Origin of the sequence: Sphingomonas corticis, assembly GCF_012035195.1 — a bacterium.
GTDB classification, from domain to species: Bacteria; Pseudomonadota; Alphaproteobacteria; order Sphingomonadales; family Sphingomonadaceae; genus Sphingomonas; species Sphingomonas corticis.
Genome location: NZ_JAAVJH010000010.1, coordinates 37,153 through 61,699, shown reverse-complemented (window position 1 = coordinate 61,699; position 24,547 = coordinate 37,153). Strand labels below are relative to the sequence as shown.

The window sequence follows — 24,547 nt, the reverse complement described above, 5'->3', positions numbered from 1 at the left end:
CGTCCCGTCGTTCTACCCCTTCGCCGCGCCGCTGTCGATTCGCCGCAGCCCCTTGGATGCGAGCCAGGCGGGATCGTAGAGCGTGGAGAGATACCGGAAGCCTGTGTCGCACAGGATCGTCGCGATCCGCCGGCCCGGCCCCAACTCGCGCGCCAGCCGCACCGCGCCCGCGACGTTGATGCCGGAGGACAGCCCCAGGCACAGCCCTTCCTCCGTCAGCAGTCGGTCGATCCAGTCGAGCCCTTCCTGATCGGGGATGCGGAACTGCGTGTCGACCGGCGCGCCTTCCAGATTGGCGGTGATGCGCCCCTGGCCGATCCCCTCGGCCACCGACGATCCCTCCGCGCGCAGCTCGCCGTTCGCGTAGTAATCGTAGAGCGCGGCGCCGTGGGGATCGCTGAGCGCGACGACGACGTTCTCGTCCTTCGCTTTCAATCCCAGGCCGACCCCCGCCAGCGTCCCGCCTGTGCCGACCGCGCAGGTGAAGCCGTCGATCCGTCCGTCCATCTGCGACCAGATCTCCTCCGCGGTGGTCAGGATGTGCGCGCGGCGGTTGGCGATGTTGTCGAACTGGTTCGCCCACACCGCACCGGGCGTCTCCTCCGCGATGCGGCGCGAGGTGTGGACGAAGTGCGCGGCGGAGGAATAGGGCGCGGCGGGCACCGTCACCAGCTCCGCGCCGAGCGCGCGCAGCGTGTCCATCTTCTCCTTCGACTGCGTGTCGGGCATGACGATGATCGTGCGATAGCCCTTCGCATTGGCGACCAGCGCCAGCCCGATGCCGGTGTTGCCCGCCGTCCCCTCGACGATCGTGCCGCCGGGACGCAGCAGCCCGCGCGCCTCCGCATCCTCCACGATGAACAGCGCGGCCCGGTCCTTCACGCTGGCGCCCGGGTTGGCGAACTCGCACTTGCCGAAAATGTCGCACCCGGTCGCCTCGCTGGGCCCTTTCAGCCGGACGAGCGGGGTGTTGCCGATGAGGGCGAGCGTGTCGGGCGCGGTGTGCATGGCGCGACAGATGCGTCCGCCCGGGCGCGACGGCAAGCGAGGGTCGCTTGATTGAGGCCAAGGCCGAGCCATGGTAGAAAGCGGGGGCCAGGAGGTAGACGTGGGCGTTCAGCTGAACATCAAGGATCCCGAGACCGTGCGGCTCGCGCGAGAGCTCGCCGGCCAGACGCGACGGACCGTGACCGAGACGGTGCGCGCGGCGCTGGAGAAGATGGCGGAGGAACGCGAAGCGGAGATCCAGCGCCGCATGGCCGACATGAAGGCGGTCCTGGCGGACATACGACAGCATCTTCCGCCCGAGTGGGAGGGAAGGACGTCGAAGGAGATCATGGACGAGATCTACAACGAAGACGGCTCCTTCGCGTCGTGATCGTCGACACGTCGGCGATCATGGCGATGCTGTGTCAGGAGGACGAAGCCGACAGGATGCTGCGCCTGATGGTGACCGCTTCGGCCCGCCGGATGTCAGCGGGATCGTGGGTAGAACTCGGCACCGTGCTCGTCCGGCGCCAGGATCCGCAACTTGCCTTCTACGCCGAGCGCATCCTTCCCGGCCTTCGGATCGAGGTCGTGCCCGTCACCGCCGCCCAGGCGGAGATCGGACGCCGAGCCTATGGCGAATATGGCCGCGGCACCGGTCATCCGGCCAGGCTCAACTTCGGCGACTGCTTCTCCTACGCGCTCGCGAAGGAACGCAGCGAGCCGCTGCTGTTCAAGGGCGACGATTTCACCCACACCGACGTCGAGCCTGCGGCGTAAGTTCATGCTATGTTCGCGGGCGTGCCCGAGTCGCCCTCCCCGCTCCTCGACCTTCCCCCGCGCCCGCTGCGCTGGCTGTTCCTCGACCTGAACAGCTATTTCGCCAGCGTCGAGCAGCAGGTGCAGCCGGCGCTGCGCGGACGCCCCGTCATCGTCGCGCCGGTGGGGTCGGACACGACCGTGGCCATCGCCGCGTCCGTCGAGGCCAAGCGCTACGGCATCTCCACCGGCACGCCGGTCTACGAGGCGAAGCGGCTGTGCCGCGACCTGGTGGTCACGCCGGCGCGGCACGAGCGCTACGTCGCCTTCCACGATGCCATCATCACGGAGATCGAGCGGCACGTGCCGGTCACGAAGGTCTGCTCGATCGACGAGGTCGCGTGCCGCCTGCTCGACAACGAGAACGGGCGCGACGCCGCGGTGGCGCTGGCGGGGCGGATCAAGGCGGGCATCCGCGCTCGGGTCGGCGAATGCCTCACCTCCTCGATCGGCATCGCGCCCAACCGCCTGCTGGCGAAGCTGGCGTCCGACCTCATGAAGCCCGATGGCCTGGTCGTGTTCGAGGAGCAGGATCTGCCCCACGCGCTTCACCCGCTGAAGCTGCGCGACATCGCCGGGATCGGCGCCAAGATGGAGCGGCGGCTGGCGCGCGACGGCGTGAACGACATCGCGCAGCTGCTGGCCCGCCGCCCGCGCGACGCGGGCCATGCCTGGGGCGGGCGCGACGGCGACCGGCTGTGGTTCCTGCTCCACGGCGTCGACCTGCCGGAGAAGGCGTCGCAGAGCCGCACGATCGGGCACAGCCACGTGCTGAGTCCGGGCAAGCGCGGTTACGCGCCCGTGCGGCTCACCGCGCGGCGGCTGGCGCTGAAGGCGGCCAGCCGACTGCGGCGCAAGGGCTATCGCGCGCGGCTGCTGGTGCTTCACGCGCGGTTCGAGGACGACAAGTCGACGTGGCGCACGTCGGCGAGGCTGCCCGCCACGCAGGACAGCTTCCAGGTGCTCGACCGGCTGGAGACGCTGTTCCCGCGCCTGGCCGAGGCGGGCCGCGCGCATCGCACCGGCTGCCGCATGATCGGCGTGACGCTGGCGGAGATCGAGCCGGTGGCGGGCGAGCAGGCGTCGCTGTTCGCGCACCTGGATGCCGACGATCCCCTGGCGCGCGAAACCCGCGGCCTGGCGCTGAGCCGCGCGATCGACCGGATCAACCAGCGCTTCGGGCGCAATGCCGTTTCCGTAGGACCGCTCAATGGCGGACGGCTGGACCGGGTGGGCACGAAGATCGCGTTCGGCCGCATTCCCGAGCTCGGCGAATTTCACGAGTGATCGCGCGGCTGCGCTGCACTGCGACAACGCGCTTGACGGTCCGTGCTGCATGGGCGAAGCGAAGGCCCGCTATGACGAAGACCCCCCTCCCCATCGCCGCCGCCCTCTCCTCGCTGCTCGTCCTCGGCGCCTGCAACTCGCAGTCCAACGAGCCGCAGGTGATCGACACCAATCCCGACCCGATGGCCTCGACGCTGGCGAACGCCGCGCCGGTCGAGCTGCCCCCCGCCATCAAGGCGGACAAGACGATGCGCTGCAAGAGCGGCGAGCTCGTCTACGTCACCTTCTTCCAGGGCGACAAGCAGGCCGTCGTCCGGACGGAAAAGGGCGGCACGCCCACCACGCTGAAGGCGGCGGAGGCGGGTCAGCCGCTGACCGCAGAGGGCGGCTGGTCGCTGACCGGCAACACCGACGCGGTCGAGGTGAAGGTGCCCGGCAAGGGCGCGCTCGCCTGCCACGCCTGATGCCCCGCGCCGCGGATCCCGCGGCACCGGTTCCCCTTCACGCGCGTCGCGGCCCTGCCGCGGCGCGCGTTTCGCATCCGCCGCGATGAGCGGCATGCCGTTCGAGACGCTGGACCCGGCGCTGCTGCTCGGCGCCTATTCCGTCGGCGTCTTCCCCATGGCGGACGCGCGCGACGCGCGCAGCGTCTATTGGGTGGAGCCGCGCCGACGCGCGATCCTGCCGCTCGACGGCTTCCACCTGTCGCGCAGCCTGCGCCGCACGATCGCGGCCGATCGCTTCCGCGTCACCGCCGACCGCGCCTTTCCCGCCGTGATCGCCCTGTGCGCGGAGGCGGCGGCCGACCGGCCGGACACGTGGATCAACCCGTCGATCGAGCAGGCCTTCCTGCGCCTCCACGCGCTGGGCCACGCGCACTCGGTCGAGTGCTGGATCGGCGACCGGCTGGCGGGCGGGCTGTACGGCCTCGCGCTCGGCCGCGCCTTCTTCGGCGAGAGCATGGTCAGCCGTGCCGCCGACGCCTCCAAGGTCGCGATCGCGCATCTGGTCGCGCGGTTGAAGGCGGGCGGTTTCACGCTGCTGGACTGCCAGTTCATGACCGCGCACCTCGCCTCGCTGGGTGCGCAGGAGATCGACCGCGCCGCCTATATGGAATTGCTGGGCGCCGCGCTGTCGTCGGCCGCGCCCTCCGCCTCGGGCGAGGCGCTGGGTGCGGGAGCGGGCGGTTTCCGCGCGCTCGACGCGCTGGGCGCCGTGGACGGAGCGGTGCCGGGAAAGGTTACGGTACAGCTCTTGGGCCAGACGTCGTAGATGGGGTGGAGCACCACGTTCATCGCCGGCCGCTCCTTGTAGAGCCAGCCGGAGAAGGCGCGCCGCCAGCCCTGGTCCGCGCCGCGCACGTCGAGCTGGACGAAGGCGCCGGTCAGCTGGTCCGGCTCCCACGGCGCGGTCCGTTCGCACGCGCGCAGCCTGACAACGACGTCCCCGACGCGGATCGCCTGACCGGGACGCAGGGAGATGTCGCGCGACACGCCGTTGCGCTTGTTGAGGACGCCCAGCACCGCCACGCGCTGGGCCATCGGCGTCTGCCCGGCGTCGACCGGCCCGCCCTCGTCGGTCACCTCGGCCGCATCGGCGCTCTCCGCCACGGGAGGCGGCACGTCGGCGGAGACCGCGCCCTTGGGCGCGTTGCCGCGACCGATCAGGTTGGCGCCCGCCCAGGCGATCCCGCCCGCCGCCAGCACTACCAGCCCGCCGATCGCGAGCCCGCGCTTCACGCCGCGGCGCCCCTCTCGTCGCCGGGCGCCTCGTCGCCATCGGGCGTCCACGCCTCGTAGTCGCCGGTGGCGGAGGCGCGGCGGCCGCCCTTCTCCAGCGCGCCCTGCGGGCGATAGGCGAGCGCGGTGCCGGTCAGGTTGGGTACCGCCGGCTTCTCCCACGCGCGCGGCGCGGGAAGCGAGCGGTCGGGCGCGTGGTCGACCTGGTGGTGCAGCCAGCTGAACCATTCGGGCGGCACGCGGCTGGTGTCGTTGGCGCCGGCGTAGATGACGTAGCGGCGCGGATTGCCCGCGGTGTCGCTGCCGCCCTCCCAATAGGTGTTGCCGAGCGAATCCTCGCCCACCTGCGTCTTGCCGCGCAGGCCGTAGAGGATCGTGCCCCAGCTCGCGCCGGTCCACCAGGTGAAGGGATTGAGGTTGATGCCCATCGTGGCGACGCGCTTACCGCCCCGCGGGCGCGGCTTCAACCGGGGTGTGAAGCGGGATGCCGGGGCACCGGGCCTGTCGAGGCGTCGGCGTCCGTGCCGGCAGCGCGAACGGAAGATGGGCCTTCCGCTACCAGCGGACCCGGTCGCCCTCCGCGATCCCCAGTTCCGCGGCGCGGCCGGCGCGCAGTTCCAGCACCGCGGCGACCGGCTCGCCCGAGGTGACGGGCACTTCGGAATAGGGGATGGTGTCCGCCGCGACGGTGGCGATCGTGCCGTCCGCGCGGATGAAGACGATGTCGAGCGGACTGGGCGTGTCCTTCATCCAGAAACTGGCCTCGCGCGGCGGCCCGCCCTCGGGAGGATAGGGCGCGAACAGCATGCCCGCGTCGTCGGCGAGCGGCGGGCGGAACATCAGCCCGCGCTGCTGCGCGGCGGGGGTGCGCGCCACCTCCACGCGGAAGGCGTGGCGCTTGCCCCCGCTCTCGATCGTCAGCGGGATCGTGGCCGGCGTCGCGGCCGCGGCGGGTGCGCTCTCGCCCTTGCAGCCCGGCAGCGCGAGCGCGAGCGCGGCGAAAGACGCGAGCGCCCTCATTCCACCGCCGCCACGGTCACGGCCAGGGGCCCCTTGCGACCGGCGACGATGCGGGCGCGCAGCGGCTGTTCGGGCAGGATCTCGTCGATCCCGGCCCGGCGCATCGTCTCCATGTGGACGAAGATGTCGCCCTCGCGCGTGGCGGAGGTGAGGAAGCCGTAGCCCTTCAGGCGGTTGAACCATTTGACCGCCACGTCCTCCCAGTCGCCGGCGCGGTCGGCCAGCACGTCGGGATCGACCCGAGCGCGGTCGCGCTCGCGCACCACCTCGGCGGCGTCGCTGACGTCGATGGCGCGGATCTCCGTCGCCTGCCAGCCGCGCGCGCCCTTCACCGCCATGGCGTCGATGCGCGTCCCCTCCGGCAGGGTGCGGCGGCCGAAGCTCTGCAGGACGCTGAAGTGGATCAGCACGTCGCCGATCCCTTCCTCGTCCGCGACGAGGAAACCGAAGCCGCGCGTGGCGTCGAACCATTTCAGCACGCCGCCCACCGCCCGGGGCGGTGCCGCCCCGGCGTCAGTTTCCCGACCCGCGATGTCCGTGCCATCGCCGGCGGGTGCGGATGTTTCGTCTCGCACGTCGCGTTACCCCTAACCGGGGCTTAGCAACTTCGCCTGCCCGCACAAGCCGCGCGACGCGGGCTCATTCCGGATCGGGCAGTTCGCCGGGCGCCATCGCCACCAGCCGCCGTGCCACGTCCATGGCGTGCCCGGCGCGCAGCAATTGCGCGAACTGCCGCTCCCGCAGCTTCGGCTCGGCGGGCGCGGCGGCGAAGGGGCCGATCCGCTTGCGCCGGGCGAAGGCTACCGCGCTGTCCCACGCCTGCTCGCGCGCCTCCTCCAGCACCGGCGCGGCGTCGTCCGCGGCGATGCCGGCGCCACGCAGGGTGTCCGCGACGCGCCGCGCGCCGAGGCCGCGCCGGGTCAGCGCCGCACCCTTCATCGCCGCGTAGCCGCGATCGTCGACGTAGCCGCGCCCGGCCATCCGCTCCGCCACGGCGGCGGGATCGGGCGCCGCCTCGCCGGTCCAGCCGCGCTCGCGCAGCTTGCGCGACAGATAGTCGGCCAGCCGCCCGCGCGTGGTGGCGAACCGCTCGACGTAGCGCAGCGCGAGCCGGTCGAGCGCCGCGGCGTCGAGCGGAGGGGGCGGGGAACGTCTCGACGGGGTGGGCACGCCATGTTTGTGCCACACTGGCAACCGATTTTGAACGCTGCGCTCGCGCAGGGATGGACGCCGGATCATTGCGCAGGCGTATCGCCGCCATAGGGTACAAGATGTTGATGACCAGTGAGACCGCCATGATGCCGACGCCGACGGCCGACACGCTGCCGCGCCGCTTCAGCGATTTCGCGACGCTGGGCGAGGCGCTGGACTATGCCGCCAAGGGGACGCGCGGGCTGAACTTCCACGACGCGCGCGGCACGCTGGTGCGCAGCTATCCCTATGCCGAGCTGCGCGGCGATGCCGAGGCGGCGGCGCACCGCTTCGTCGCCGCGGGCATCGGGGCGGGCGATCGCGTCGCGCTGGTGGCGGAGACGGGCGCGGAGTTCGCGCAATTGTTCTTCGGCGTGGTGATGGCGGGCGCCTGGCCGGTGCCGCTGCCGCTGCCGACCTCGTTCGGCGGGAAGGAATCGTACATCGACCAGCTGCGCGTCCAGCTGGCGAGCTGCGATCCGCGGCTGCTGGTGTTCCCCGGCGAGATCGGCGCCATGGCCGGCGCCGCGGCCGAGGCGGCGGGCGTCGAGGGGGTGGCGTGGGAGGACTTCCTGACGCGCGAGGCGCCGGAAGCGCCGCTGCCGGAGGCCGGAACGGACGACATCTGCTACCTGCAATATTCCAGCGGATCGACCCGCTTCCCGCACGGCGTCGCCATCACGCACCGCGCGCTCCTGTCGAACCTGGCGGCGCACGCGCATGGCGTGCAGATCGCGGCGGAGGACCGCTGCGTCTCCTGGCTGCCGTGGTATCACGACATGGGGCTGGTCGGCTGCTTCCTGTCGCCGGTCGCGAACCAGGTGTCGACCGACTATCTGAAGACCGAGGATTTCGCGCGCCGGCCGCTGTCGTGGCTGGACCTCATCAGCCGCAATCCCGGCACCTCGCTCAGCTACTCGCCGACCTTCGGCTACGACATCTGCGCGCGTCGCATCTCGTCCCAGACCAAGGCGTCGGACCGGTTCGACCTGTCGCGCTGGCGCGTGGCGGGCAACGGCGCGGACATGATCCGTCCCGACGTGATGCAGGCCTTCGTCGACGCCTTCGCCGAGGCCGGGTTCCAGGCGAGCGCCTTCCTGCCCAGCTACGGCCTCGCCGAGGCGACGCTGGCGGTGTCGCTGATGCCGGTGGGCGAGGGCATCCGCGTCGAGCTTGTGGAGGAGACCGACCTGTCCGGCGGCCACGCCGCGGGGGACCGGCCGCAGCGCTTCCGCGCGATCGTGAACTGCGGCAAGCCCGTGCGCGACATGGAGGTGGAGGTCCGCGAGGAGGACGGCACCCCGCTGCCCGACGGCGCGATCGGCAAGATCTGGTGCCGCGGCCCCAGCGTGATGGTCGGCTACTTCCGCGACGAGGCCGCCACCGACGCCTGCCTGAAGGACGGATGGCTCGACACCGGCGACATGGGCTACATGTCCGCCGGCTACATCTTCATCGTCGGCCGCGCCAAGGACATGATCATCGTCAACGGCCGTAACCATTGGCCACAGGACATCGAGTGGGCGGTGGAGCAGCTGCCCGGCTTCAAGGCGGGCGACATCGCCGCCTTCGCCATCACCACGCCGGGCGGCGAGGAGACGCCAGCGGTGCTGGTGCAGTGCCGCAGCAGCGACGAGGGCGAGCGCGTGCGCCTGCGTGACGAGATCCGCGAGCGCGTCCGCTCCGTCACCGGCATGAACTGCGTGGTGGAGCTGATCCCGCCGCGCACGCTGCCGCGCACCAGCTCGGGCAAGCTGAGCCGCGCGAAGGCGCGCAACCTGTATCTGTCGGGCGAGATCAAGCCGTACGATCTGGCGGCCTGAAGCGGACGCGGGAGGGGGATCACCTCCCGCTTCGAGCGAAACCTCGCGTGGGCGACGCGATCCATCGTCCGCTCACGAGACACGCGGTCCCGCCGGGAGGGCCGACGTCATAGCCGTCAACCCCATCAACCATTGCTCAACCTGATCTCCTTTAAGGTGGTGGGCGTGAGCGTCCCCCCTTCCCCTCCGTCGCCCGAGCCGCCCTCGTCGGCTCCGCTGCCGCTGGGCGCGCTGCTCGGCCTCGCGCCGGGCGACGACGCCGCCATGTGGGCGCGCATCCGGTCCGCGCAGCTGCACGGCGCGCGGCAGCTGGCGCTATTCATGCTCGCCGCGCACCTGGTCGGCGCGGTGATCGTGGCGATGATGGTGGCGGGGCTGGTGCCGGCGTGGCAGCTCCAGCTGTTCCTGGGCGCGATCGCGGTGCTCGCCCCCGCGGCGGCCTTTCGCCGGCTGCGCACGCCCGACGCCTCCGACGGCTACGCGGACGTCGCCGAGATCCGCGGCACCTATGTCGAGGGGGCGGCGCTGGCGCTCGCCTGGTCGGCGGTGCCGCTCGTCTTCGGGCCGGCCGCGGCGCCGGCGAGCGCGGTCGGCCTGTGGATGGTGCTGTCCGTCCTGATGACCGCGGCCGCCATCGCGCTGGCGCCGCTGGTCGTCGCCGCCGCGCTGTTCATCGGCGGCATCGCCGCGGCGGTGGCGGTGCCGCTGCTGCTGGGCGGCGCGCACGTCGCCGCGGCGGCCACCACGCTGTTCGCCGGCTTGCTGATCGTGATCGCGATCGGGCGCGCGCGCGCGCTGGTCGACCTGCGCGGCTCCGAGCTGACGCTGGTGGAGCGCGACGAGACCGTCTCCATGCTGCTGCGCGAGTTCGGCGACGCGAACGCCGACTGGTTGTGGGAAACGGACGCCGCCCGTCGCATCGTGAAGGCCTCTCCCCGCTTCGCCTACGCCTGCGGACTCGATCCCGCCGCGATCGACGGCATGCCGTTCCTCCAGCTGCTCGCCGGCCCGACGTGGGAGAGCGGCGACGTCGCCCCGGCGCTGCGCGAGCTGGCGGAGAAGATGAAGGCGCGCGACAGCGTGCGCGACCTGGCGCTGCCCGTGTCGATCCGCGGAAAGCCCCGTTGGTGGTCGATCACCGCCAGTCCGCGCTTCGACGCGCAGGGGACGTTCGCCGGCTTCCGCGGCGTGGGCTCCGACGTGACCGAGCAGCGCGTGACCGCCGACCGCATCGCGCGGATGGCCCGGTTCGACACGCTGACCGGCCTGCCCAACCGTCTCCACGTCAACGAGGCGCTGACCCGCGCGCTGGAGGAGGCGGCGCACTGGCGCACGCGCTGCGCGTTCATGATGATCGACCTCGACCGCTTCAAGGCGGTGAACGACACGCTGGGCCACCCGGTCGGCGACCGGCTGCTTGGTCGCGTATCCGAGCGGCTGGCGCAGATGATGGGCGAGAACGAGATCGTCGGCCGGCTGGGCGGTGACGAGTTCGCCGTCGTCGTGCGCGACGCGCGCGATCCGGCGAAGGTCGAAGGGCTCGCCCGCTGCATCATCGACCGGCTGAGCCAGCCTTACGACGTCGACGAGCACACGCTGTACATCGGCGCATCGGTGGGCGTCGCCACGTCTCCGCGCGACGGCGAGACCGCGGAGACGCTGGTCCGCTCCGCCGACCTCGCGCTCTATCGCTCCAAGGAGCGCGGCGGCGGCGTCTTCCACGCCTATGAGCCGCAATTCCACAGCGACGCGGAGGAGCGCCGCGTGCTGGAGCTGGCGCTGCGCAAGGCGCTGCAGAACGGCGAGCTGCACCTGCACTACCAGCCGGTCGTCACCGCCGACGACGGCAGCCTGCGCGGGTTCGAGGCGCTGCTGCGCTGGCAGCACCCGACACTGGGCGCGATCTCCCCGGCCAAGTTCGTTCCGATCGCGGAGGAGACGCGGCTGATCGCGCCGATCGGCGAGTGGGTGGTGCGCACCGCCTGCCAGGAGGCGGCGCGCTGGCCCGCCGAGGTGACGGTGGCCGTCAACGTATCGCCCGAGCAGCTGCACAGCCCGCAGTTCGTGCAGGTGGTCGCCTCCGCGCTGGCGCAGAGCGGTCTGCCCGCGCACCGGCTGGAGCTGGAAGTGACGGAGAGCGTGTTCCTGCGCGAGGGAACCGGCGCGACCAAGGTGCTGGAGCGGGTGCTCGACCTGGGCGTGAAGCTGAGCCTCGACGATTTCGGCACCGGCTATTCCTCGCTCGGCTATCTCAGCCGGACGCGCTTCTCGTCGATCAAGGTCGACCGCAGTTTCGTGCAGGCCGCCGCGCGCGGCACGCCGGAGGCGATCGCGATCATCCGCGCGGTCGTGGCGCTGGCCAACAGCCTGGGCATGGCGACAACCGCGGAGGGCGTGGAGACCGAGGGCGAACTGGGCATGATACAGGAGCTCGGCTGCACGCGGATCCAGGGGTTCTACTTCGGCCGCCCGCTGCCCGTGGACGAGGCGCGCAGCCTGGCCACCCGCGGCAGCGGCGTCACCCGCGCGGCTTGACGCGGGCAGGCGCGCGCGTCACAGGGGCGGCGGCGAAGGAGTGTAGCTCAGCTGGTTAGAGCATCGGTCTCCAAAACCGAGGGCCGGGGGTTCGAATCCCTCCACTCCTGCCACTTTCCCGATCCCGCGTTCAGCTGAAGAGCTCCTTCAACAAGGTCGACACCAGCATGAAGGCGGGCGTGACCGCCAGCGCGAAGACGTAGCGCGCCTTCCGGCCTGCCCCGCCTTGCCCCCCATCGCCCCTCGCCCCTTGCCTAAAAGGCGAACCCGCGACATCCTGCGTGTCGACAAAGAGGCCGGCGAACCGGCGGGGAGAGGATCATGGAAGTCGCAGGCGGCATTGTGATGGCGGTGGGTGCGCTGGGCGCCATCGCGGCGATGGGCAGCATGGTCGTACTGGCACGCCGCGCGCGATAGGACGCCTGCACCCCCTACCGGGCGGCAAGCGTCGGCGCGCGTGGGCGGCGGGTGATGGCGATCCCCTCCTTCGCCCAGCCGGCCTTCGACTGGCACAGCTGGCCGACCGGTCCCGGCCGCGGCCCTTCGGCGAGGCTGGCGTAGAACTTCAGGCAGTATCGGTCGCGCTTCGCATCGTAGCTGGCGCGATACGTGTCGGTGACGGTCACGTCCCGCGGCGACGCGGCGCTCGCCACGGGAAACAGCAGCGCCAGGACGGCGGCGGCGGTGGCTCGGATCTTCATGCTTCTCTTCCTCGCGTCTCGCGGCGCGCCCGTCGCGCACCGACATCGCGGGAGAAGCAGGAAGTGTGCCATTGACGTAACACACCGTGACGGGCGCAGGTCGTCCGCCCCGCGCGCCAGATCGTGGCCCGACGCGCCGGAAAGGCTGGCGCGCCTCGCCAACCCGGCGGTCAGAGGCTGAGCTTCAATCCCAGCGCGTAATAGCCGTCGCCGACATTGCCCTTCAACGACAGCAGCGGCGCCAACGGCAGCGCGACCGTGCCATAGGGCGTCGTGTCGTCCTCGCCGGCGCGCACGCCCACGCCGATGGTGGCGAGCAGCGGGATGGCGTACGTCGCCTCCACCTTGCCGTACACGCGGGTGTCGCCGTCCGCGATCAGCCCGCCGACGATCGGCGTCAGGCGGAAGCCGGCCGCGCCGAAGCCGTAGCCGACGCCCACCTCCCCGCCCCAGCGCCCGTCCACCCGCGCGCCATTGCCCTCCACCGCGACCTGCGCCGCGGCGGGCGTGGCCACGCCGGCGGCCAGCAGGACGGCCAGGATCCTCCATCCGGACATCGTCGTTTCTCTCCGCTTTTCAGTGTTTCCGAAGGTTGCTGTGCGTCATCTTCGCACCGCTGTTCTTGAAAGTGCTACCGGCGGTAGCGTTTTCGCAATCTTTTCTCTAGAGTGAGGCCCGGATCGTTTCGCCGGACCTCAGCGTGGGCCGGAAAGGCGGTTCGCGCGTTGACGCAACCGCGCCGGGGGACGGCGCGATTACGAAAGGAATATTCATGCGTTCGTTTCTCGCCGGGGCCGCCGCCCTCACCCTGATGGCCTCGCCGGCGCTCGCCGCCAACCCGGCCGCCAGCCTGTCGGTCGCCAAGTCGCGCGCCGCGACCGCGTCGTCGAACAAGAGCGAGCTGGCCGGTGGCGGCATCTTCGCCGCCGTCATCCTCGCGGGCATCGCCGCGATCGGCGTGATCGCGATCGTGAACGACAGCGACGATTCGGACAGCAACTGATCGCATCGCGACGTTGAGTTCGAGGGGACCGGGCGCCACGCGCCCGGTCCCCTTCTCGTTTGGCCGAACGGCATCCCGGCTTCGCGCCCTTGCTTCGTCGGCGGGCAGTCGCTAGATGCACACGCCATCCGACAGCACGGACGGCCTTCACCCCCGCGGCGCCCAGCCCAGGGGGTGGCGGACCCATGTGCGGGAACCGACTTGCAAGGCTGAGAGCAACGTGGCCAAGACGACCCCCATCGAGTTCATCCGCCAGGTCCGCGCCGAGACGGCGAAGGTCGTGTGGCCGACCGGCCGGGAGACGATGATGACCGGCGTGATGGTCGTCATCATGACCACGATCCTGGCGCTGTTCTTCCTCGCGGTGGACTCCGTGTTCAACGCGGTCGTGAAGGGCCTGCTCGGCCTCGCCCAGTAAATTCGCCCGTAACAACGACGTTAGACGAGAGAGACGCCATGGCGCGCTGGTACATCATCCACGCCTATTCGGGCTTCGAGGGCAAGGTCCGCGACTCGATCATGGCGGAGGCCACCCGCATGGGCCTGGAGCAGCTGGTCGAGCAGATCGAGGTGCCCACGGAGACGGTAACGGAGGCGCGCCGCGGCAAGAAGGTGGCAGTGGAGCGCAAGTTCATGCCCGGCTACGTCCTCGCCAAGCTGGCGATGACCGACGACGTCTACCACCTCGTCCGCAACACGCCCAAGGTGACGGGCTTCCTCGGCTCCTCCGGCAAGCCGCAGGCGATCAGCGACGCCGAGGCGGCGCGGATGCTGAACAGCAAGGAAGAAGCCGCGGCCGCGCCGAAGACCAAGGTGAAGGTCGACTACGAGATCGGCGACGCGGTGAAGGTGCTGGAAGGCCCGTTCGCCAGCTTCAACGGCACCGTGGAGGAGCTGGACTTCGACAAGTCCAAGGTGAAGGTCAGCGTGTCGATCTTCGGCCGCGCCACTCCCGTCGAGCTGGACTTCGAGCAGGTCGAGCGCAGCAAGTAGGCGCCAGGTTTGCCGCGCGGCAGCGTTCCGTGGCGTCTCTAATCGGGTAATCGCGCGCCTTCCCTTCGCGGCCGAACCACGCGACCACCGTCCCTGCGCCGCGGGGATGGCGCGAGGGGGGAAGCGATGATGGGGCGGACGATCGCGCTCGCGGCGGGGGCTGCGTTCGCGCTGGCGGCGTGCACGCATACGAAGCAGATGGCCGACACCGGCTTCGTGCCGCCCGAGGGCAGCTATCGCCTGGTCGTGATGCGGCCCGACGTGGCGGTCGGCTCGATCACCACCGGAGGCGGGTTCGAGCAGCGCGAAGACTGGACCAACGCCGCGCGCGCCAATCTGGTCCGCGCGATCGAGGCGCAGCAGCAGGGCCGCGGCGGCAGCGTCAGGATCGTGTCGACCCGCGCCGAGGCCGGCATGGATCCAGTCCGGGTCGCCGAGCTGGAACGCCTCCACGCCGCGGTCGGCCAGTCGATCGCGCTGCATAAATATGCCGGGCCGAAGCTGCCGACGAAGAAGGACCGCTTCGACTGGACGCTGGGGGAGGAGGCGATCGCCTACGGCCAGGCGTCGGGCTACGATTACGCGCTGTTCGTGCGGGCGCAGGACAGCTTCTCCAGCACTGGCCGCGTGGCGGTGCAGGCGGTGGCGTTCCTGGGCTGCATGGTCGGCGTATGCATGATGCCGGGCGGCGGGCGTCAGGAGGCGTTCGCGTCGCTGGTGGATCTGAAGACGGGCAGGGTCGTCTGGTTCAATACGCTCGCCTCGGGCAGCGGCGACATCCGCGAACAGGATGGCGCGGACAAGATGGTCGCCAATCTCCTCGGCAAGATGAAACCGGGCGCGAGCCGACCGAAGGGCACGATCAAGACTGCGGCCCGGTGATGGCCCGCCAGCAATGGTCCCGCCGCGCCGTCCTGGGCGGAGCCTGCGCCTGCGCCTTCCACGCGAGGGCCGGCGCCGCCGACGCGCGCATCCACCCGGCGGCGATGACCGCGCTGGCCCCGGTCGGCTTCCGCCCGACCGAGCGCGACGAGCGCGGCATGTGGCAGTCGTGCGAGCGGCTGGAGGAGGAGATTGCGGGCAGCAACCTGCTGCTGCCCTCGCCCGCGTTCCAGCGTTATGCCAAGCAGGTGGTCGATCGCCTGGTGGGCGACCGCGCAGGCGAGACACGCGTCTACGTGGTGCACGATCCGGACTTCAACGCCTCCATGTTCCCCACCGGCATGATGCTGGTCAATACCGGGCTGCTCGCGCGGATGCGGGACGAGGCGCAATTCGCCTCGATCCTCGGCCACGAATGCGGCCATTACCTGCGCCGCCACTCGCTCAGCCGGTGGCGCGACACGAAGGCGAAGACCGGCGTGATGGCCTTCGTCCAGGCCGGCGCCTCGGTCGGTGCCGGCATCACGGCGGGCGCGGGCGGCGCGGGCGCAAACTGGATGGATCTCGCCAATGCGATCAACGCGTCGCTGGTGCTGTCCATCCTCAGCTACTCGCGGGAGCATGAGCGTGAGGCGGACGCCTACGGCGTGAAGCTGATCGAGGAGGCCGGCTACCCGCCCGAGGCGGCGGCGATGGTGTGGGAGCAGCTGATCGCTGAGCGAAAGGCGAGCGCGGCCGGGCGCCGCAAGAAGTATCGCGACCGCAGCCTGTCCGCGTTGTCGACGCATCCGGCCAGCGCCCTCCGCCTGGCCGATCTCTCCGTCTCCGGCCGCGAGCTGCGCGATATCGTCGTGACTGGGCGGCGCTACGATGCGCAGAAGGCGCGCTGGGACGCGGCGGTCGCGCCGCTGCGCGCGGACCTGCTGGCAGAGCAGGTGCGGCTGAACGATCCCGGGGCCAGCCTGTACCTCGTCCATGCGATGGCCGCGGATGGGTGGACCGGACTGCTGCGATACAACGAGGGCGAGGTCTATCGCCTGCGCGACGAGGCCGGCGACGCGCAGCGCGCCGCCACGTCCTATGCCGCCGCCATCGGCCATGCCGATGCGCCGGCGGAGGCGTGGCGCGCGCACGGCTATGCGCTGCTGAAACAGGGCCGGGGTGAGGAGGGAAAGGCGGCGCTGGGACGCTACCTCGCCGAGCGCCCCGGCGCGAACGACGCGGGCATGATCCGCTTCAGCATCAACCAGTAAGGGGAACATCATGCATCACCGCCGTCTCGCCGCCGTCGCGGCGCTGTCCCTCGCGCTCGCCGGCTGCGGCGGCCCGCGCTACGCGCTCGTCCCCGCGGCTCCGGTCACGGTGGCGAAGGGCAGCATGACGGTGCGGCCCGGCATCGCGTGGAACCGTTCGCCCCGGGGCAGGTACGACGTCGCCTGGGAAGAGAATTGGACCGAGAACGGGCCGCTGCTCGATTCGATCGGGTTCATCGGCGGGCTGCCGGACGGCCAGGCCATCGCGAAACAGCGCAAGAAGGACGACCGCAAGGTCCCCGTCTTCCGCGCCGACATGTCGCCGCAGGATCTCGTCTCGATGCTGGAGAGCTACTACCGGATCAAGGCCGGCGCGACCGTGTTCGCGGCGGAAGGGGTGTCGCCTGCCACCTTCCTCGGCACGCCGGGGCTGCGCTTCGACTATAGCTACGTCGGCGAGGACCAGGTGAAGCGGCGCGGGCGCGCGGTGATGGCGGTGGTGAAGGGCAAGCTGTACCTCGTCTCGCTCGACGGCGCGGCGCTCCACTATTTCGACGCCGCCCTGCCGGACTTCACCGCCATGGCGGACGGCGCGCGACTGGGCTGAGCCGCCATTGCGATTGGCGGCGCTTTGCGCTAAGCGCGCCGCCTTCCAGCGTCTACAGCGATGGATGGCTTGCGGGAGGGCGCGTTGCACGCGCCCGATCGGACCGCTCGACTTGAACACGGACGGGCGCCCCGCGCCGGTCCAGCACAGAGAGTGACATGGCAAAGAAGATCACCGGCTACATCAAGCTGCAGGTGCCCGCGGGCTCTGCCAACCCCTCCCCGCCGATCGGCCCCGCGCTGGGTCAGCGCGGCGTGAACATCATGGAATTCTGCAAGGCGTTCAACGCGCAGACCGGCGACATGGAGAAGGGCGCGCCCCTCCCCACCGTCATCACCGTCTACGCCGACCGCTCGTTCAGCTTCGTGACGAAGACGCCGCCGGCGACCTTCCTCATTAAGAAGGCGGCGAACCTGAAGTCGGGCTCCAAGGAGCCGGGCAAGGTGTCCGCGGGCAAGATCAAGCGCAGCCAGCTGAGCGAGATCGCGCAGACGAAGATGAAGGATCTGAACGCCAACGACATCGAGGCGGCGACGAAGATCATCGAAGGCAGCGCCCGCGCGATGGGCCTCGAAGTGGTGGAGGGCTGAGACCGTGGCGAAGCTGACGAAGAAGCAGAAGGCCGTCACGATCGATCGTGAGAAGCTGCACGGCGTGGACGAGGCGATCGCCCTGGCCAAGTCGGGCGCCACGTCGAAGTTCGACGAGACGATCGAGGTCGCGCTGAACCTGGGCGTCGACCCGCGTCACGCCGACCAGATGGTCCGCGGCGTGGTGACGCTGCCCGCCGGCACCGGCAAGACCGTGCGCGTCGGCGTGTTCGCCCGCGGCGCCAAGGCCGACGAGGCGCGCGAGGCCGGGGCCGACGTGGTCGGTGCCGAGGACCTGATGGAGGAGATCCAGGGCGGCAAGATCGACTTCGACCGCTGCATCGCGACGCCGGACCTGATGGGCGTCGTCGGCCGGCTGGGCAAGGTGCTGGGCCCCAAGGGCCTGATGCCGAACCCGAAGCTGGGCACCGTGACGATGAACGTCGCCGAGGCGGTGAAGGCGGCCAAGGGCGGCCAGGTGGAATATCGCGTCGAGAAGGCCGGCATCATCCACTCCGGCATCGGCAAGGCGTCGTTCGCGGAAGCGGACCTGCGCCGCAACTTCGACGCGCTGGTCGACGCGGTGGTGAAGGCCAAGCCGTCGGGCGCGAAGGGCAAGTACGTCCGCAAGGTGGCGATCAGCTCGACGATGGGCAGCGGCATCAAGGTGGACGTGGCCGAGGTGGCAGGCGCGTAAGGCGCCGATCCTCACCCGAAAAACACGAAGGGCCGGGAGCGATCCCGGCCCTTTTCGCTTCCCCACGCCGGCGAGGACGCGACCGGCAGCGACGGTCTATCGCACCAGCGCGTCGCGCAACTCCCGCACCCGCGCGTTGAGCTCGCCCAGCTCCGCCAGGGTCATGCCCGACCGTTCCACCACCGCATCGGCGAGGCAGCCGCATTCCTCGCGCACCGCCTTCCCCCGCGTCGTCAGCCGCACCTCCACCCTGCGCTCGTCCGCAGTATCGCGCGCGCGGGTCACGAAGCCTGCCGCTTCCAGCCGCTTGACCAGCGGCGTCACCGTGCTCGATTCGAGCGCCAGCCGCTCGGCGATGGCGCCGACGCTGCGCGCCTCCTCCTCCCACAGCACGTGCAGCACGAGATATTGCGGGTAGGTGATGCCGATCCCGTCCAGCAGCGGCTTGTAGGCGCGCTGCACCGCCATCGAGGCGGCATAGAGCGCGAAGCAGAGCTGATCGTCGAGCGGCGCGGGCTCGGCCATGGTCGATGTCCTCGATCGTCGTCGGTGTCGCAAAACAGGATATCGCGATACCTTTTTTCTGGACAAGGGCAACGATCGACCCCACATATCAATTATCGCGATAATCTATATCGCAGCATGGATAGGAGCTCGTCATGGCCGTCGACGTCAAATACCGCACCACCGCCCACGCGACCGGCGGGCGCGACGGCCACGCCATCGTCAACGACGGCAGCTTCGACGTGAAACTGTCCACGCCCAAGGAACTCGGCGGCGCGGGCGGCAGCGGCACCAATCCGGAGCAGCTGTTCGCGGCGGGCTATTCCGCCTGCTTCATCGGCGCGCTGAAGGCCGCGGGCGCCCAGTTGAAGATGAAGGTTCCCGCCGAGGCGGAGGTGACCGCCACCGTGGGCATCGGCCCGCGCAGCGAGGGCGGGTTCGGCATCACCGCCGACCTGCTGGTCGACCTGCCCGGCGTGGAGCGCGCCGACGCGGAGAAGCTGGTCGCGCTGGCGCACCAGATCTGCCCCTATTCCAATGCCACGCGCAACAATCTCGACGTCGGGCTGACCCTGGCCTGACGCCGCGCCGGCGCCGTCGCTTTACCCCGGGACGGCGGCGCCGGCGAACCTGCGCTCGACAATCCCCTCTCCCGCCGCGATGGTCGCGGCCGGAAGAGGATATCGTTTCATGGCGCATTACGGTGACTTGCAGACCGCCATCTACGGTGCGGGCCTGGCCGGGATCGTTCCGGAATGGCCGGTCGACTTCGCCACGCTGAAGGCGCGGGCGGAGGCGGCGATGCCGCCGTCGGTGCTGAACTACGTCCAGGGCGGCTGCGGCGACGAGTGGACGCAGGACGAGAATGCGCGCGCCTTCCGCCATTGGGGCATGGTGCCGCGGATGATGGTGGATAGCGCGCGGCGCGACCTGTCCGTCCGCGCCTTCGGCCTCGACCTGCCCTCCCCGCTGTTCATGGCGCCGATCGGCGTCACCGGCCTGTGCACGCAGGATAGCCACGGCGACCTCGCCGCCGCGCGCGCGAGCGCGGCGACCGGCGTGCCGCTCACCGCCTCCACGCTGTCGAACGACCCGCTGGAGGACGTGAAGGTCGCGTGCGGCGACGTGCCCGCCTTCTTCCAGCTTTATACCCCGCGCGATCCGGAGGTCGCCGCCAGCCTGGTGTCGCGCGCGGAGGCGGCAGGCTATGCGGCGATCGTCGTCACGCTGGACACCTGGGTCACCGGCTGGCGCCCGCGCGACCTGAACGTGTCCAACTTTCCGCAATTGCGCGGCCACGTGCTGCAGAACTATTTCGTCGATCCCGCCTTTCGCCGGCTGCTCGCCCAGCCGCCCGAGGAGGACCTGCGCACCGCCATCGGCACCTGGGGCGCGACGTTCGGCAAGGTGCTGACGTGGGACGACCTGCCGTGGCTGAAGTCGCTGACGAGCTTGCCCATCGTGCTGAAGGGCATCTGCCACCCCGACGACGCGCGCCGCGCGATCGACGGCGGGGCGGACGGCATCTACGTGTCCAATCACGGCGGTCGGCAGGCGAACGGCGGCATCGCGGCGATCGACATGCTGCCCGCGGTGGCGGAGGCGGCAGCGGGCCGGGTCCCGGTGCTGTTCGACAGCGGCATCCGGTCGGGCAGCGACGTGGTGAAGGCGGTGGCGCTGGGCGCGGACCTGGTCGGCGTCGGCCGCCCGTACAGCTACGGCCTGGCGCTGGGCGGCGACCGCGGCTGCGCGCACGTGCTGCGCTGCCTGCTCGCCGAGGCGGACCTGCTGATGGCGGTGGACGGCTGGCCGACGATCGCGGCGGTGCGCGAAGCGGGGGCGGTGCGGACCGACCGCTGACGGCCATGCGGGAGCGGATCGCATCCGCCGCGCTCGTCGCGCTGGTCCATGCGGGCCTGCTGTTCCTGCTGCTGTCGGGTGGTCCGCGCGTGGCCCGCCCGGCAAGCGAGACCGCGCTCTCGACCTTCGACGTCGCGCCCCCTCCTCCTCCGCCACCATCGCGTGACGAGCGGGTCCGATCGCCGGCGCGGGCGCCGCGAGTCGCCGGCGCGGCGGGGCGGCAGGCGCGCCGTACCCCGGTGGTGGCGCCGATGCCGCCCGTCGCGCCGCGCCCGCCGCCCCCCGTCGCGGCGGTGCTGCCGGACGAGGGCGCGGCTCCCCTCGCCGGCACGGCCGCGTCGGGTGGCGGCACGGGGGCGGCAACCGGCGGCTGGGGCCACGGCGCAGGCGGCAGCGGTGACGGCGGCCGGCGCGCGCGGCTGCTGTCCGGCCGGATCGAGGATCGCGACTATCCCGCGGAGGCGCGCCGCACCCGCGCGGAGGGGATCGCGACGGTGCGCTTCACCGTCGACACGGACGGGCACGCGCGTCGCTGCCGCGTCCAGCGCAGCGCGGGCGACGCCGCGCTGGACGCCGCCACGTGCCGCCTGATCGAAGAGCGCTTCCGCTACGCTCCCGCGCAGGACACCGCCGGCCGCGCGGTGGCGGAGGAGCGCGCCTGGCAGCAGCGCTGGTGGCTGGAGCGCTGACCGCCGCCTACAGACCCACCACGCCGTTGCCGTCCACCTTGGTGATGACGATCGTCGCCGAGCGCGGGCGGCTGGTGCCCTGCTGGCCCGATTGCGTGGCCGGCCAGCTGGACGTGATGTTCGCCGGCCCCCCGCCCTCGCCCGGGTGCTGGATGTTCACGAACAGCGATTCGCCGTCCGGCGTGGAGGTGATGCCGGTGATCTCGCACTCCCGGGGTCCGACCAGGAAGCGCTTCAGCCGCGTTCCCGGCGCCGCGCCGATGCGCGTGGTGACGGTCGCGGTCGCGCCGGCCAGCGTGCTGGTCACGCTGCGCGCGGCACCGTCGCCGACGCGGCCCGGCAGCGCGGCGAGCATCTGGTTGTTCGTGATGTCGGTATACGCGCCGTCGTCGGTCTGTAGCCACAGCAGCGGGTTCACCTGTCCGCTGGGGTTGGTGGCCGCACCGAACCAGAGGCCGTCGGGCGAGGAGAAGTCGTTCTCCGCGGTCAGCGACGACAGGTTGATGTTCGTCGCCTCCAAATCCTCGCCCGCGCCGAAGGCGTAGACGTCCCACGCGAAGGCGGTCGCCTCCGTCGTGTCGCCGTTCTCGCGCAGGCGAACGACGTGGCCGTTGACGTTGCCCGTGCCCGCGGCGCGCCCGTCGGTCTTCGGATCGGTATAGGCGCGCGGGTTCGCCGCATCCACCGCGCGCGTGCCGGTGGGGCGGCGCGAGCTGTTGTTGGTCAGCGTGCAGTACATCTCGCCGTTGGCGGGGTTCACCGCGGTCCATTCCGGCCGGTCCATCGGCGTCGCGCCGAGCAGGTCGGCGGCGATGCGGGTGTTCAGCAGCACGTCGGCCTGGTCGACGAAGGCGAAGTCGGCGTTGGCCGCGGTCAGCGGACCCTGACCGAAGACGAGCGGCAGCCACTGGCCGGTGCCGTCCGCGTTGAACTTCGCCACGTAGAGCGTGCCGGCGTCGAGATACTTGTCGCCGATCGCCAGCCGGTCCGCCGCGCCCGCGTCCGCCGCGGTCCAGGCGGTGTTCGACACGAACTTGTAGATATATTCGTTCTGCGCGTCGTCGCCCATGTAGAAGGCGGGCTTCACCCCGGCGACGGTGCGGCCGATCCAGCAGCCTTCGTGGTTCATCCGGCCCAGCGCGGTGCGCTTGCGCGGGGTGGAGGCGGGATCATAGGGGTCGATCTCCACCACCCAGCCGAAATGGTTCGGTTCGTTGCGGAAGTCCTGCGCGCCGCCGGCGGCGAGCGCAACGTCGGCCGTGGCGTTCCAGCGGGCGAAGCGGGTGTCGTTCGCGTCCGCGGGCGCGGCGCTGGTCCAGCGGTAATTGCCCGCGCGCCCTTCGCCGATGCCGTAGCGCGCCAGGCTGCGGTTCTGCTTCGCGCTGCGCAGCGCCGCGTCGGCGTCGCGGCGGAAGTATCCGGCCCAATTCTCCTCGCAGGTCAGGTACGTGTTCCACGGCATCTGGCCGTTGGCGCAATTGTTGATCGTGCCGCGGCCGGTGGTGCCGTCCGCGGACGCCACCGTCACCAGCGCCGCGTTGCCGCGCACCGGGCCGTTGAAGCGCATCGGCGTGTTCGGCGTGATGCGGCGGTTGAGCGCGGACGCCTGATTGTAGCTCCAAGCGCCCGATGCGGCGCGCGACACCTCCACCACGGAGACGCCGTGCGCCTCGATCTCCTTCACCACTTCCGCGGTGGGCCGCGCGGCGGGGCCGGACAGGTTGGTGGGGCCGTTGAGGTGGAGGTAGCTCTCCGTGATGTTCTCATGGTTCATGACCAGCAGCCCGCGCGTATTGCTGGTCGCCGGCGCGGTGCCGGTGGCGGCGAGGCCGAAGTAGCTCATGCCGTCGTGATGGTCGCCCGCGCGCTGCGCGAAGTTCGTGTCCTGCCCGTCGTTGGCATAGGCCGGCACGCCCGCCGCCAGCGGGTCGCCCAGGCGGTAGAGCACGGTAACGGCGTAATTGGCTGGAACGGTCACCACGTCGTTCTTGTTCTTCGTGACGGCGACGAAATCGAGCGTCGCGGGGCTGACCGTCACCGTCGACTGCGCGCGGCCGGTGCGGCCGTTCAGCGTGGCGGCGAATTCGAACACCAGCGGGGTGGCCGTGGCCACCGCCGGCGCGACGAAGCTGATCGCCTTGCCGCTGGTCGTCGTCGTCACGGTGGGGCCGCTCACCTGCGTGAAGCTGGTCGTCGCGGCATTGTCGCTCGCCTGCGGAGTCAGCGTGACGCGCTTGCCCGCGGTGGTGGCGACGTTCTCGCCCGCGGTGACGACGACTGGGGCCTGGCCGACGCCGTTCTCGTCGTCGCTGCACCCGGCGAGCAGACTGGCGCCGAACGCCGCGGTCGCCATCGCGCCCAGCCCGCCCAGCAGCGTCTGCCGCCGCGAGTAGCGCTCCGACACGATCTCCGACAGATGCGTGTTGCGCGAGCGATTGGTGTCGATGTCGCCGTCGTCGTAGCCGAACATGGATGATCCCCCGGGAAAGCCGTTGGATCGCTCTTTGACCGCGGGATGCGGCAGTGCGGTTGCAGTTCGGCGACGCCGCGGTGACGGCGACGTGACGGTTCGGAGACAGCTTGACCCGCCGCCGTCCTGCCGCTAGGGGCGCGCCCAAGCATCGGCGTTCGCGCCGGCGCTCCGTCCGAGACAGCGGGTGACCTCACGGTCTTAATTCCCCGCCGAGGCGGGGATTGCAGGATCTCGACCGGCCGCGCCACGGCGCCGTTCCGGTCTGCCCACCATTCCCCATCGCTGGACTGTAAGCAACGGGCGCATCCGCTGGCCGGCTGCGCCCATGTACGTGGAGAATGGCATGGATCGTACTCAGAAGACCCAGGCCGTCGCCGATCTGAACCGCACCTTCTCCGAGGTCGGCGTGGTGGTCGTCACCCGCAACCTCGGCATGACGGTCGCGCAGTCCACGGACCTGCGCAACCGGATGCGGGACGCCGGCGCGACCTACAAGGTCTCGAAGAACCGGCTTGCCAGGATCGCGCTGGACGGCACCGACTACGGCTCGCTGAGCGATATGCTCACCGGTCCCGTGGCGCTGGCCACCTCCGTCGACCCCGTCGCGGCCGCCAAGGTGGCCGTCGACTTCGCCAAGACGACCGACAAGTTCGAGATCGTCGGCGGGGCGATGGGCGCGACCGCGCTCGACCTGGCGGGCGTGCAGGCGCTGGCGACGCTCCCGTCGCTGGACGAGCTGCGCGCCAAGATCGTGGGCCTGATCGTGGCGCCCGCCACGAAGCTGGCGACGATCACGCAGGCGCCCGCGGCGCAGATCGCGCGCGTCCTGTCGGCCTACGCCGAGAAGGAAGCCGCGTAAGGCTCTCGCGACCTGGCTTTATCAAACATCCAATT

At 71.0% G+C, this 24,547-nt stretch carries 28 protein-coding genes, 1 tRNA gene and 1 pseudogene; 20 read left to right on the top strand and 10 right to left on the bottom strand.

The window, feature by feature from the left end:
- Positions 1-12 precede the first annotated feature (12 nt).
- Positions 13-1,008, bottom strand: coding sequence for a cysteine synthase A (locus HBH26_RS14785; RefSeq protein ID WP_168135407.1), 996 nt, complete (start codon positions 1,006-1,008; stop codon positions 13-15).
- A 100-nt stretch (positions 1,009-1,108) separates the two neighbouring features.
- On the opposite strand from HBH26_RS14785, the gene HBH26_RS14780 reads away from it, so the two are divergent.
- The 5 genes from HBH26_RS14780 to aat all read left to right on the top strand — a co-directional run bounded on the left by HBH26_RS14780 (position 1,109) and on the right by aat (position 4,365).
- Positions 1,109-1,378 (top strand): type II toxin-antitoxin system VapB family antitoxin, encoded by a 270-nt coding sequence (locus HBH26_RS14780; protein WP_168135406.1) that lies wholly within the window; start codon positions 1,109-1,111, stop codon positions 1,376-1,378.
- Positions 1,375-1,767 carry a PIN domain-containing protein gene (locus HBH26_RS14775; protein ID WP_168135405.1) on the top strand — a complete coding sequence of 131 codons (393 nt, stop codon included), beginning with the start codon at positions 1,375-1,377 and terminating at the stop codon, positions 1,765-1,767. The genes HBH26_RS14780 and HBH26_RS14775 overlap by 4 nt, the downstream gene beginning before the upstream one ends.
- Positions 1,768-1,788: 21 nt before the next feature.
- Positions 1,789-3,093, top strand: a complete 1,305-nt coding sequence (locus tag HBH26_RS14770; protein WP_338057406.1) for a Y-family DNA polymerase — start codon at positions 1,789-1,791, stop codon at positions 3,091-3,093.
- A 71-nt stretch (positions 3,094-3,164) separates the two neighbouring features.
- Entirely contained in the window at positions 3,165-3,557 is a 393-nt protein-coding gene (locus tag HBH26_RS14765; RefSeq protein ID WP_168135403.1) for a hypothetical protein, read from the top strand.
- Between the two features lie 85 nt (positions 3,558-3,642).
- Complete coding sequence (aat, locus tag HBH26_RS14760) at positions 3,643-4,365, top strand: leucyl/phenylalanyl-tRNA--protein transferase (protein WP_168135402.1); 723 nt, start codon at positions 3,643-3,645, stop codon at positions 4,363-4,365.
- 35 nt (positions 4,366-4,400) lie between these two features.
- Here aat and HBH26_RS14755 read toward each other — a convergent pair.
- The 5 genes and pseudogenes from HBH26_RS14755 to HBH26_RS14735 all read right to left on the bottom strand — a co-directional run.
- Positions 4,401-4,634, bottom strand: a pseudogene (locus HBH26_RS14755) (DUF2155 domain-containing protein); the annotation flags it as partial.
- Positions 4,635-4,828: 194 nt separating this feature from the next.
- A complete protein-coding gene (locus HBH26_RS14750) occupies positions 4,829-5,260 on the bottom strand; it encodes an NADH:ubiquinone oxidoreductase subunit NDUFA12 (RefSeq protein ID WP_168135401.1) in 432 nt (143 codons plus the stop codon).
- Between the two features lie 127 nt (positions 5,261-5,387).
- Positions 5,388-5,852 carry a DUF192 domain-containing protein gene (locus tag HBH26_RS14745; RefSeq protein WP_168135400.1) on the bottom strand — a complete coding sequence of 155 codons (465 nt, stop codon included), beginning with the start codon at positions 5,850-5,852 and terminating at the stop codon, positions 5,388-5,390.
- Positions 5,849-6,340: a cold shock domain-containing protein gene (locus HBH26_RS14740; protein WP_338057405.1), complete on the bottom strand. Its 492-nt coding sequence runs from the start codon at positions 6,338-6,340 to the stop codon at positions 5,849-5,851. Before HBH26_RS14740 ends, HBH26_RS14745 begins: the two co-directional genes overlap by 4 nt.
- 151 nt (positions 6,341-6,491) lie before the next feature.
- Complete coding sequence (locus HBH26_RS14735) at positions 6,492-7,040, bottom strand: regulatory protein RecX (protein ID WP_338057403.1); 549 nt, start codon at positions 7,038-7,040, stop codon at positions 6,492-6,494.
- An 89-nt stretch (positions 7,041-7,129) separates the two neighbouring features.
- Between HBH26_RS14735 and HBH26_RS14730 the strand changes: the two genes are divergently transcribed.
- From HBH26_RS14730 to HBH26_RS14720, 3 genes are all read left to right on the top strand, one after another.
- Positions 7,130-8,866, top strand: a complete 1,737-nt coding sequence (locus HBH26_RS14730; RefSeq protein WP_239024825.1) for a fatty acyl-AMP ligase — start codon at positions 7,130-7,132, stop codon at positions 8,864-8,866.
- 264 nt (positions 8,867-9,130) lie between these two features.
- A complete protein-coding gene (locus HBH26_RS14725) occupies positions 9,131-11,401 on the top strand; it encodes a putative bifunctional diguanylate cyclase/phosphodiesterase (RefSeq protein ID WP_168135457.1) in 2,271 nt (756 codons plus the stop codon).
- A 36-nt stretch (positions 11,402-11,437) separates the two neighbouring features.
- Positions 11,438-11,514 (top strand) — tRNA-Trp (locus HBH26_RS14720).
- A gap of 318 nt (positions 11,515-11,832) precedes the next feature.
- Here the strand turns inward: HBH26_RS14720 and HBH26_RS14715 are convergent.
- Positions 11,833-12,102, bottom strand: a complete 270-nt coding sequence (locus HBH26_RS14715; RefSeq protein ID WP_168135397.1) for a hypothetical protein — start codon at positions 12,100-12,102, stop codon at positions 11,833-11,835.
- Between the two features lie 170 nt (positions 12,103-12,272).
- Complete coding sequence (locus HBH26_RS14710) at positions 12,273-12,659, bottom strand: hypothetical protein (protein WP_168135396.1); 387 nt, start codon at positions 12,657-12,659, stop codon at positions 12,273-12,275.
- A gap of 215 nt (positions 12,660-12,874) precedes the next feature.
- Here HBH26_RS14710 and HBH26_RS14705 point away from each other — a divergent pair, with 215 nt between their 5' ends.
- The 8 genes from HBH26_RS14705 to rplA all read left to right on the top strand — a co-directional run bounded on the left by HBH26_RS14705 (position 12,875) and on the right by rplA (position 18,127).
- Complete coding sequence (locus HBH26_RS14705; RefSeq protein WP_168135395.1) at positions 12,875-13,105, top strand: hypothetical protein; 231 nt, start codon at positions 12,875-12,877, stop codon at positions 13,103-13,105.
- Positions 13,106-13,325: 220 nt separating this feature from the next.
- Positions 13,326-13,523 (top strand): preprotein translocase subunit SecE, encoded by a 198-nt coding sequence (secE, locus tag HBH26_RS14700; protein WP_168135394.1) that lies wholly within the window; start codon positions 13,326-13,328, stop codon positions 13,521-13,523.
- A gap of 38 nt (positions 13,524-13,561) precedes the next feature.
- Positions 13,562-14,098: a transcription termination/antitermination protein NusG gene (nusG, locus tag HBH26_RS14695; protein ID WP_168135393.1), complete on the top strand. Its 537-nt coding sequence runs from the start codon at positions 13,562-13,564 to the stop codon at positions 14,096-14,098.
- Positions 14,099-14,224: 126 nt separating this feature from the next.
- On the top strand, positions 14,225-14,980 hold the full coding sequence (locus tag HBH26_RS14690; protein WP_168135392.1) for a hypothetical protein: 756 nt from the start codon (positions 14,225-14,227) through the stop codon (positions 14,978-14,980).
- Positions 14,980-16,233, top strand: coding sequence for a M48 family metalloprotease (locus HBH26_RS14685; RefSeq protein ID WP_239024830.1), 1,254 nt, complete (start codon positions 14,980-14,982; stop codon positions 16,231-16,233). The genes HBH26_RS14690 and HBH26_RS14685 overlap by 1 nt, the downstream gene beginning before the upstream one ends.
- A gap of 10 nt (positions 16,234-16,243) precedes the next feature.
- The gene (locus HBH26_RS14680) at positions 16,244-16,840 is read left to right on the top strand and encodes a hypothetical protein (RefSeq protein ID WP_168135390.1); all 597 of its coding nucleotides are present in this window, start codon (positions 16,244-16,246) and stop codon (positions 16,838-16,840) included.
- Positions 16,841-16,998: 158 nt separating this feature from the next.
- Positions 16,999-17,430, top strand: a complete 432-nt coding sequence (gene rplK, locus HBH26_RS14675) for a 50S ribosomal protein L11 (RefSeq protein ID WP_168135389.1) — start codon at positions 16,999-17,001, stop codon at positions 17,428-17,430.
- A 4-nt stretch (positions 17,431-17,434) separates the two neighbouring features.
- Positions 17,435-18,127 carry a 50S ribosomal protein L1 gene (rplA, locus tag HBH26_RS14670; protein ID WP_168135388.1) on the top strand — a complete coding sequence of 231 codons (693 nt, stop codon included), beginning with the start codon at positions 17,435-17,437 and terminating at the stop codon, positions 18,125-18,127.
- 96 nt (positions 18,128-18,223) lie between these two features.
- Here rplA and HBH26_RS14665 read toward each other — a convergent pair whose 3' ends face one another.
- Complete coding sequence (locus HBH26_RS14665) at positions 18,224-18,652, bottom strand: MarR family winged helix-turn-helix transcriptional regulator (RefSeq protein WP_168135387.1); 429 nt, start codon at positions 18,650-18,652, stop codon at positions 18,224-18,226.
- A 134-nt stretch (positions 18,653-18,786) separates the two neighbouring features.
- Between HBH26_RS14665 and HBH26_RS14660 the strand changes: the two genes are divergently transcribed.
- From HBH26_RS14660 to HBH26_RS20795, 3 genes are all read left to right on the top strand, one after another.
- On the top strand, positions 18,787-19,212 hold the full coding sequence (locus HBH26_RS14660; protein WP_168135386.1) for an organic hydroperoxide resistance protein: 426 nt from the start codon (positions 18,787-18,789) through the stop codon (positions 19,210-19,212).
- Positions 19,213-19,321: 109 nt separating this feature from the next.
- Complete coding sequence (locus tag HBH26_RS14655) at positions 19,322-20,491, top strand: alpha-hydroxy-acid oxidizing protein (RefSeq protein ID WP_168135385.1); 1,170 nt, start codon at positions 19,322-19,324, stop codon at positions 20,489-20,491.
- A gap of 5 nt (positions 20,492-20,496) precedes the next feature.
- A complete protein-coding gene (locus HBH26_RS20795; protein ID WP_239024824.1) occupies positions 20,497-21,180 on the top strand; it encodes an energy transducer TonB in 684 nt (227 codons plus the stop codon).
- A gap of 7 nt (positions 21,181-21,187) precedes the next feature.
- Here the strand turns inward: HBH26_RS20795 and HBH26_RS14645 are convergent, their stop codons facing one another.
- Complete coding sequence (locus HBH26_RS14645) at positions 21,188-23,650, bottom strand: PhoX family protein (RefSeq protein WP_168135384.1); 2,463 nt, start codon at positions 23,648-23,650, stop codon at positions 21,188-21,190.
- A 346-nt stretch (positions 23,651-23,996) separates the two neighbouring features.
- Between HBH26_RS14645 and rplJ the strand changes: the two genes are divergently transcribed.
- Entirely contained in the window at positions 23,997-24,512 is a 516-nt protein-coding gene (gene rplJ / locus HBH26_RS14640; RefSeq protein WP_168135383.1) for a 50S ribosomal protein L10, read from the top strand.
- The last annotated feature ends 35 nt before the right edge of the window (positions 24,513-24,547 follow it).

What these genes read in the sequence shown, in the direction of transcription:
- HBH26_RS14665 (WP_168135387.1), bottom strand. Translation starts at nt 18,652, where the DNA reads ATGGCCGAGCCCGCGCCGCTCGACGATCAGCTCTGCTTCGCGCTCTAT.
- HBH26_RS14655 (WP_168135385.1), top strand. Translation starts at nt 19,322, where the DNA reads ATGGCGCATTACGGTGACTTGCAGACCGCCATCTACGGTGCGGGCCTG.
- HBH26_RS14685 (WP_239024830.1), top strand. Translation starts at nt 14,980, where the DNA reads ATGGCCCGCCAGCAATGGTCCCGCCGCGCCGTCCTGGGCGGAGCCTGC.
- HBH26_RS14750 (WP_168135401.1), bottom strand. Translation starts at nt 5,260, where the DNA reads ATGGGCATCAACCTCAATCCCTTCACCTGGTGGACCGGCGCGAGCTGG.
- HBH26_RS14680 (WP_168135390.1), top strand. Translation starts at nt 16,244, where the DNA reads ATGCATCACCGCCGTCTCGCCGCCGTCGCGGCGCTGTCCCTCGCGCTC.
- HBH26_RS20795 (WP_239024824.1), top strand. Translation starts at nt 20,497, where the DNA reads ATGCGGGAGCGGATCGCATCCGCCGCGCTCGTCGCGCTGGTCCATGCG.
- rplJ (WP_168135383.1), top strand. Translation starts at nt 23,997, where the DNA reads ATGGATCGTACTCAGAAGACCCAGGCCGTCGCCGATCTGAACCGCACC.
- rplK (WP_168135389.1), top strand. Translation starts at nt 16,999, where the DNA reads ATGGCAAAGAAGATCACCGGCTACATCAAGCTGCAGGTGCCCGCGGGC.
- HBH26_RS14725 (WP_168135457.1), top strand. Translation starts at nt 9,131, where the DNA reads ATGTGGGCGCGCATCCGGTCCGCGCAGCTGCACGGCGCGCGGCAGCTG.
- HBH26_RS14645 (WP_168135384.1), bottom strand. Translation starts at nt 23,650, where the DNA reads ATGTTCGGCTACGACGACGGCGACATCGACACCAATCGCTCGCGCAAC.
- nusG (WP_168135393.1), top strand. Translation starts at nt 13,562, where the DNA reads ATGGCGCGCTGGTACATCATCCACGCCTATTCGGGCTTCGAGGGCAAG.
- HBH26_RS14745 (WP_168135400.1), bottom strand. Translation starts at nt 5,852, where the DNA reads ATGAGGGCGCTCGCGTCTTTCGCCGCGCTCGCGCTCGCGCTGCCGGGC.
- HBH26_RS14690 (WP_168135392.1), top strand. Translation starts at nt 14,225, where the DNA reads ATGATGGGGCGGACGATCGCGCTCGCGGCGGGGGCTGCGTTCGCGCTG.
- HBH26_RS14660 (WP_168135386.1), top strand. Translation starts at nt 18,787, where the DNA reads ATGGCCGTCGACGTCAAATACCGCACCACCGCCCACGCGACCGGCGGG.
- HBH26_RS14705 (WP_168135395.1), top strand. Translation starts at nt 12,875, where the DNA reads ATGCGTTCGTTTCTCGCCGGGGCCGCCGCCCTCACCCTGATGGCCTCG.
- HBH26_RS14715 (WP_168135397.1), bottom strand. Translation starts at nt 12,102, where the DNA reads ATGAAGATCCGAGCCACCGCCGCCGCCGTCCTGGCGCTGCTGTTTCCC.
- HBH26_RS14785 (WP_168135407.1), bottom strand. Translation starts at nt 1,008, where the DNA reads ATGCACACCGCGCCCGACACGCTCGCCCTCATCGGCAACACCCCGCTC.
- aat (WP_168135402.1), top strand. Translation starts at nt 3,643, where the DNA reads ATGAGCGGCATGCCGTTCGAGACGCTGGACCCGGCGCTGCTGCTCGGC.
- HBH26_RS14710 (WP_168135396.1), bottom strand. Translation starts at nt 12,659, where the DNA reads ATGTCCGGATGGAGGATCCTGGCCGTCCTGCTGGCCGCCGGCGTGGCC.
- HBH26_RS14730 (WP_239024825.1), top strand. Translation starts at nt 7,130, where the DNA reads ATGACCAGTGAGACCGCCATGATGCCGACGCCGACGGCCGACACGCTG.
- HBH26_RS14765 (WP_168135403.1), top strand. Translation starts at nt 3,165, where the DNA reads ATGACGAAGACCCCCCTCCCCATCGCCGCCGCCCTCTCCTCGCTGCTC.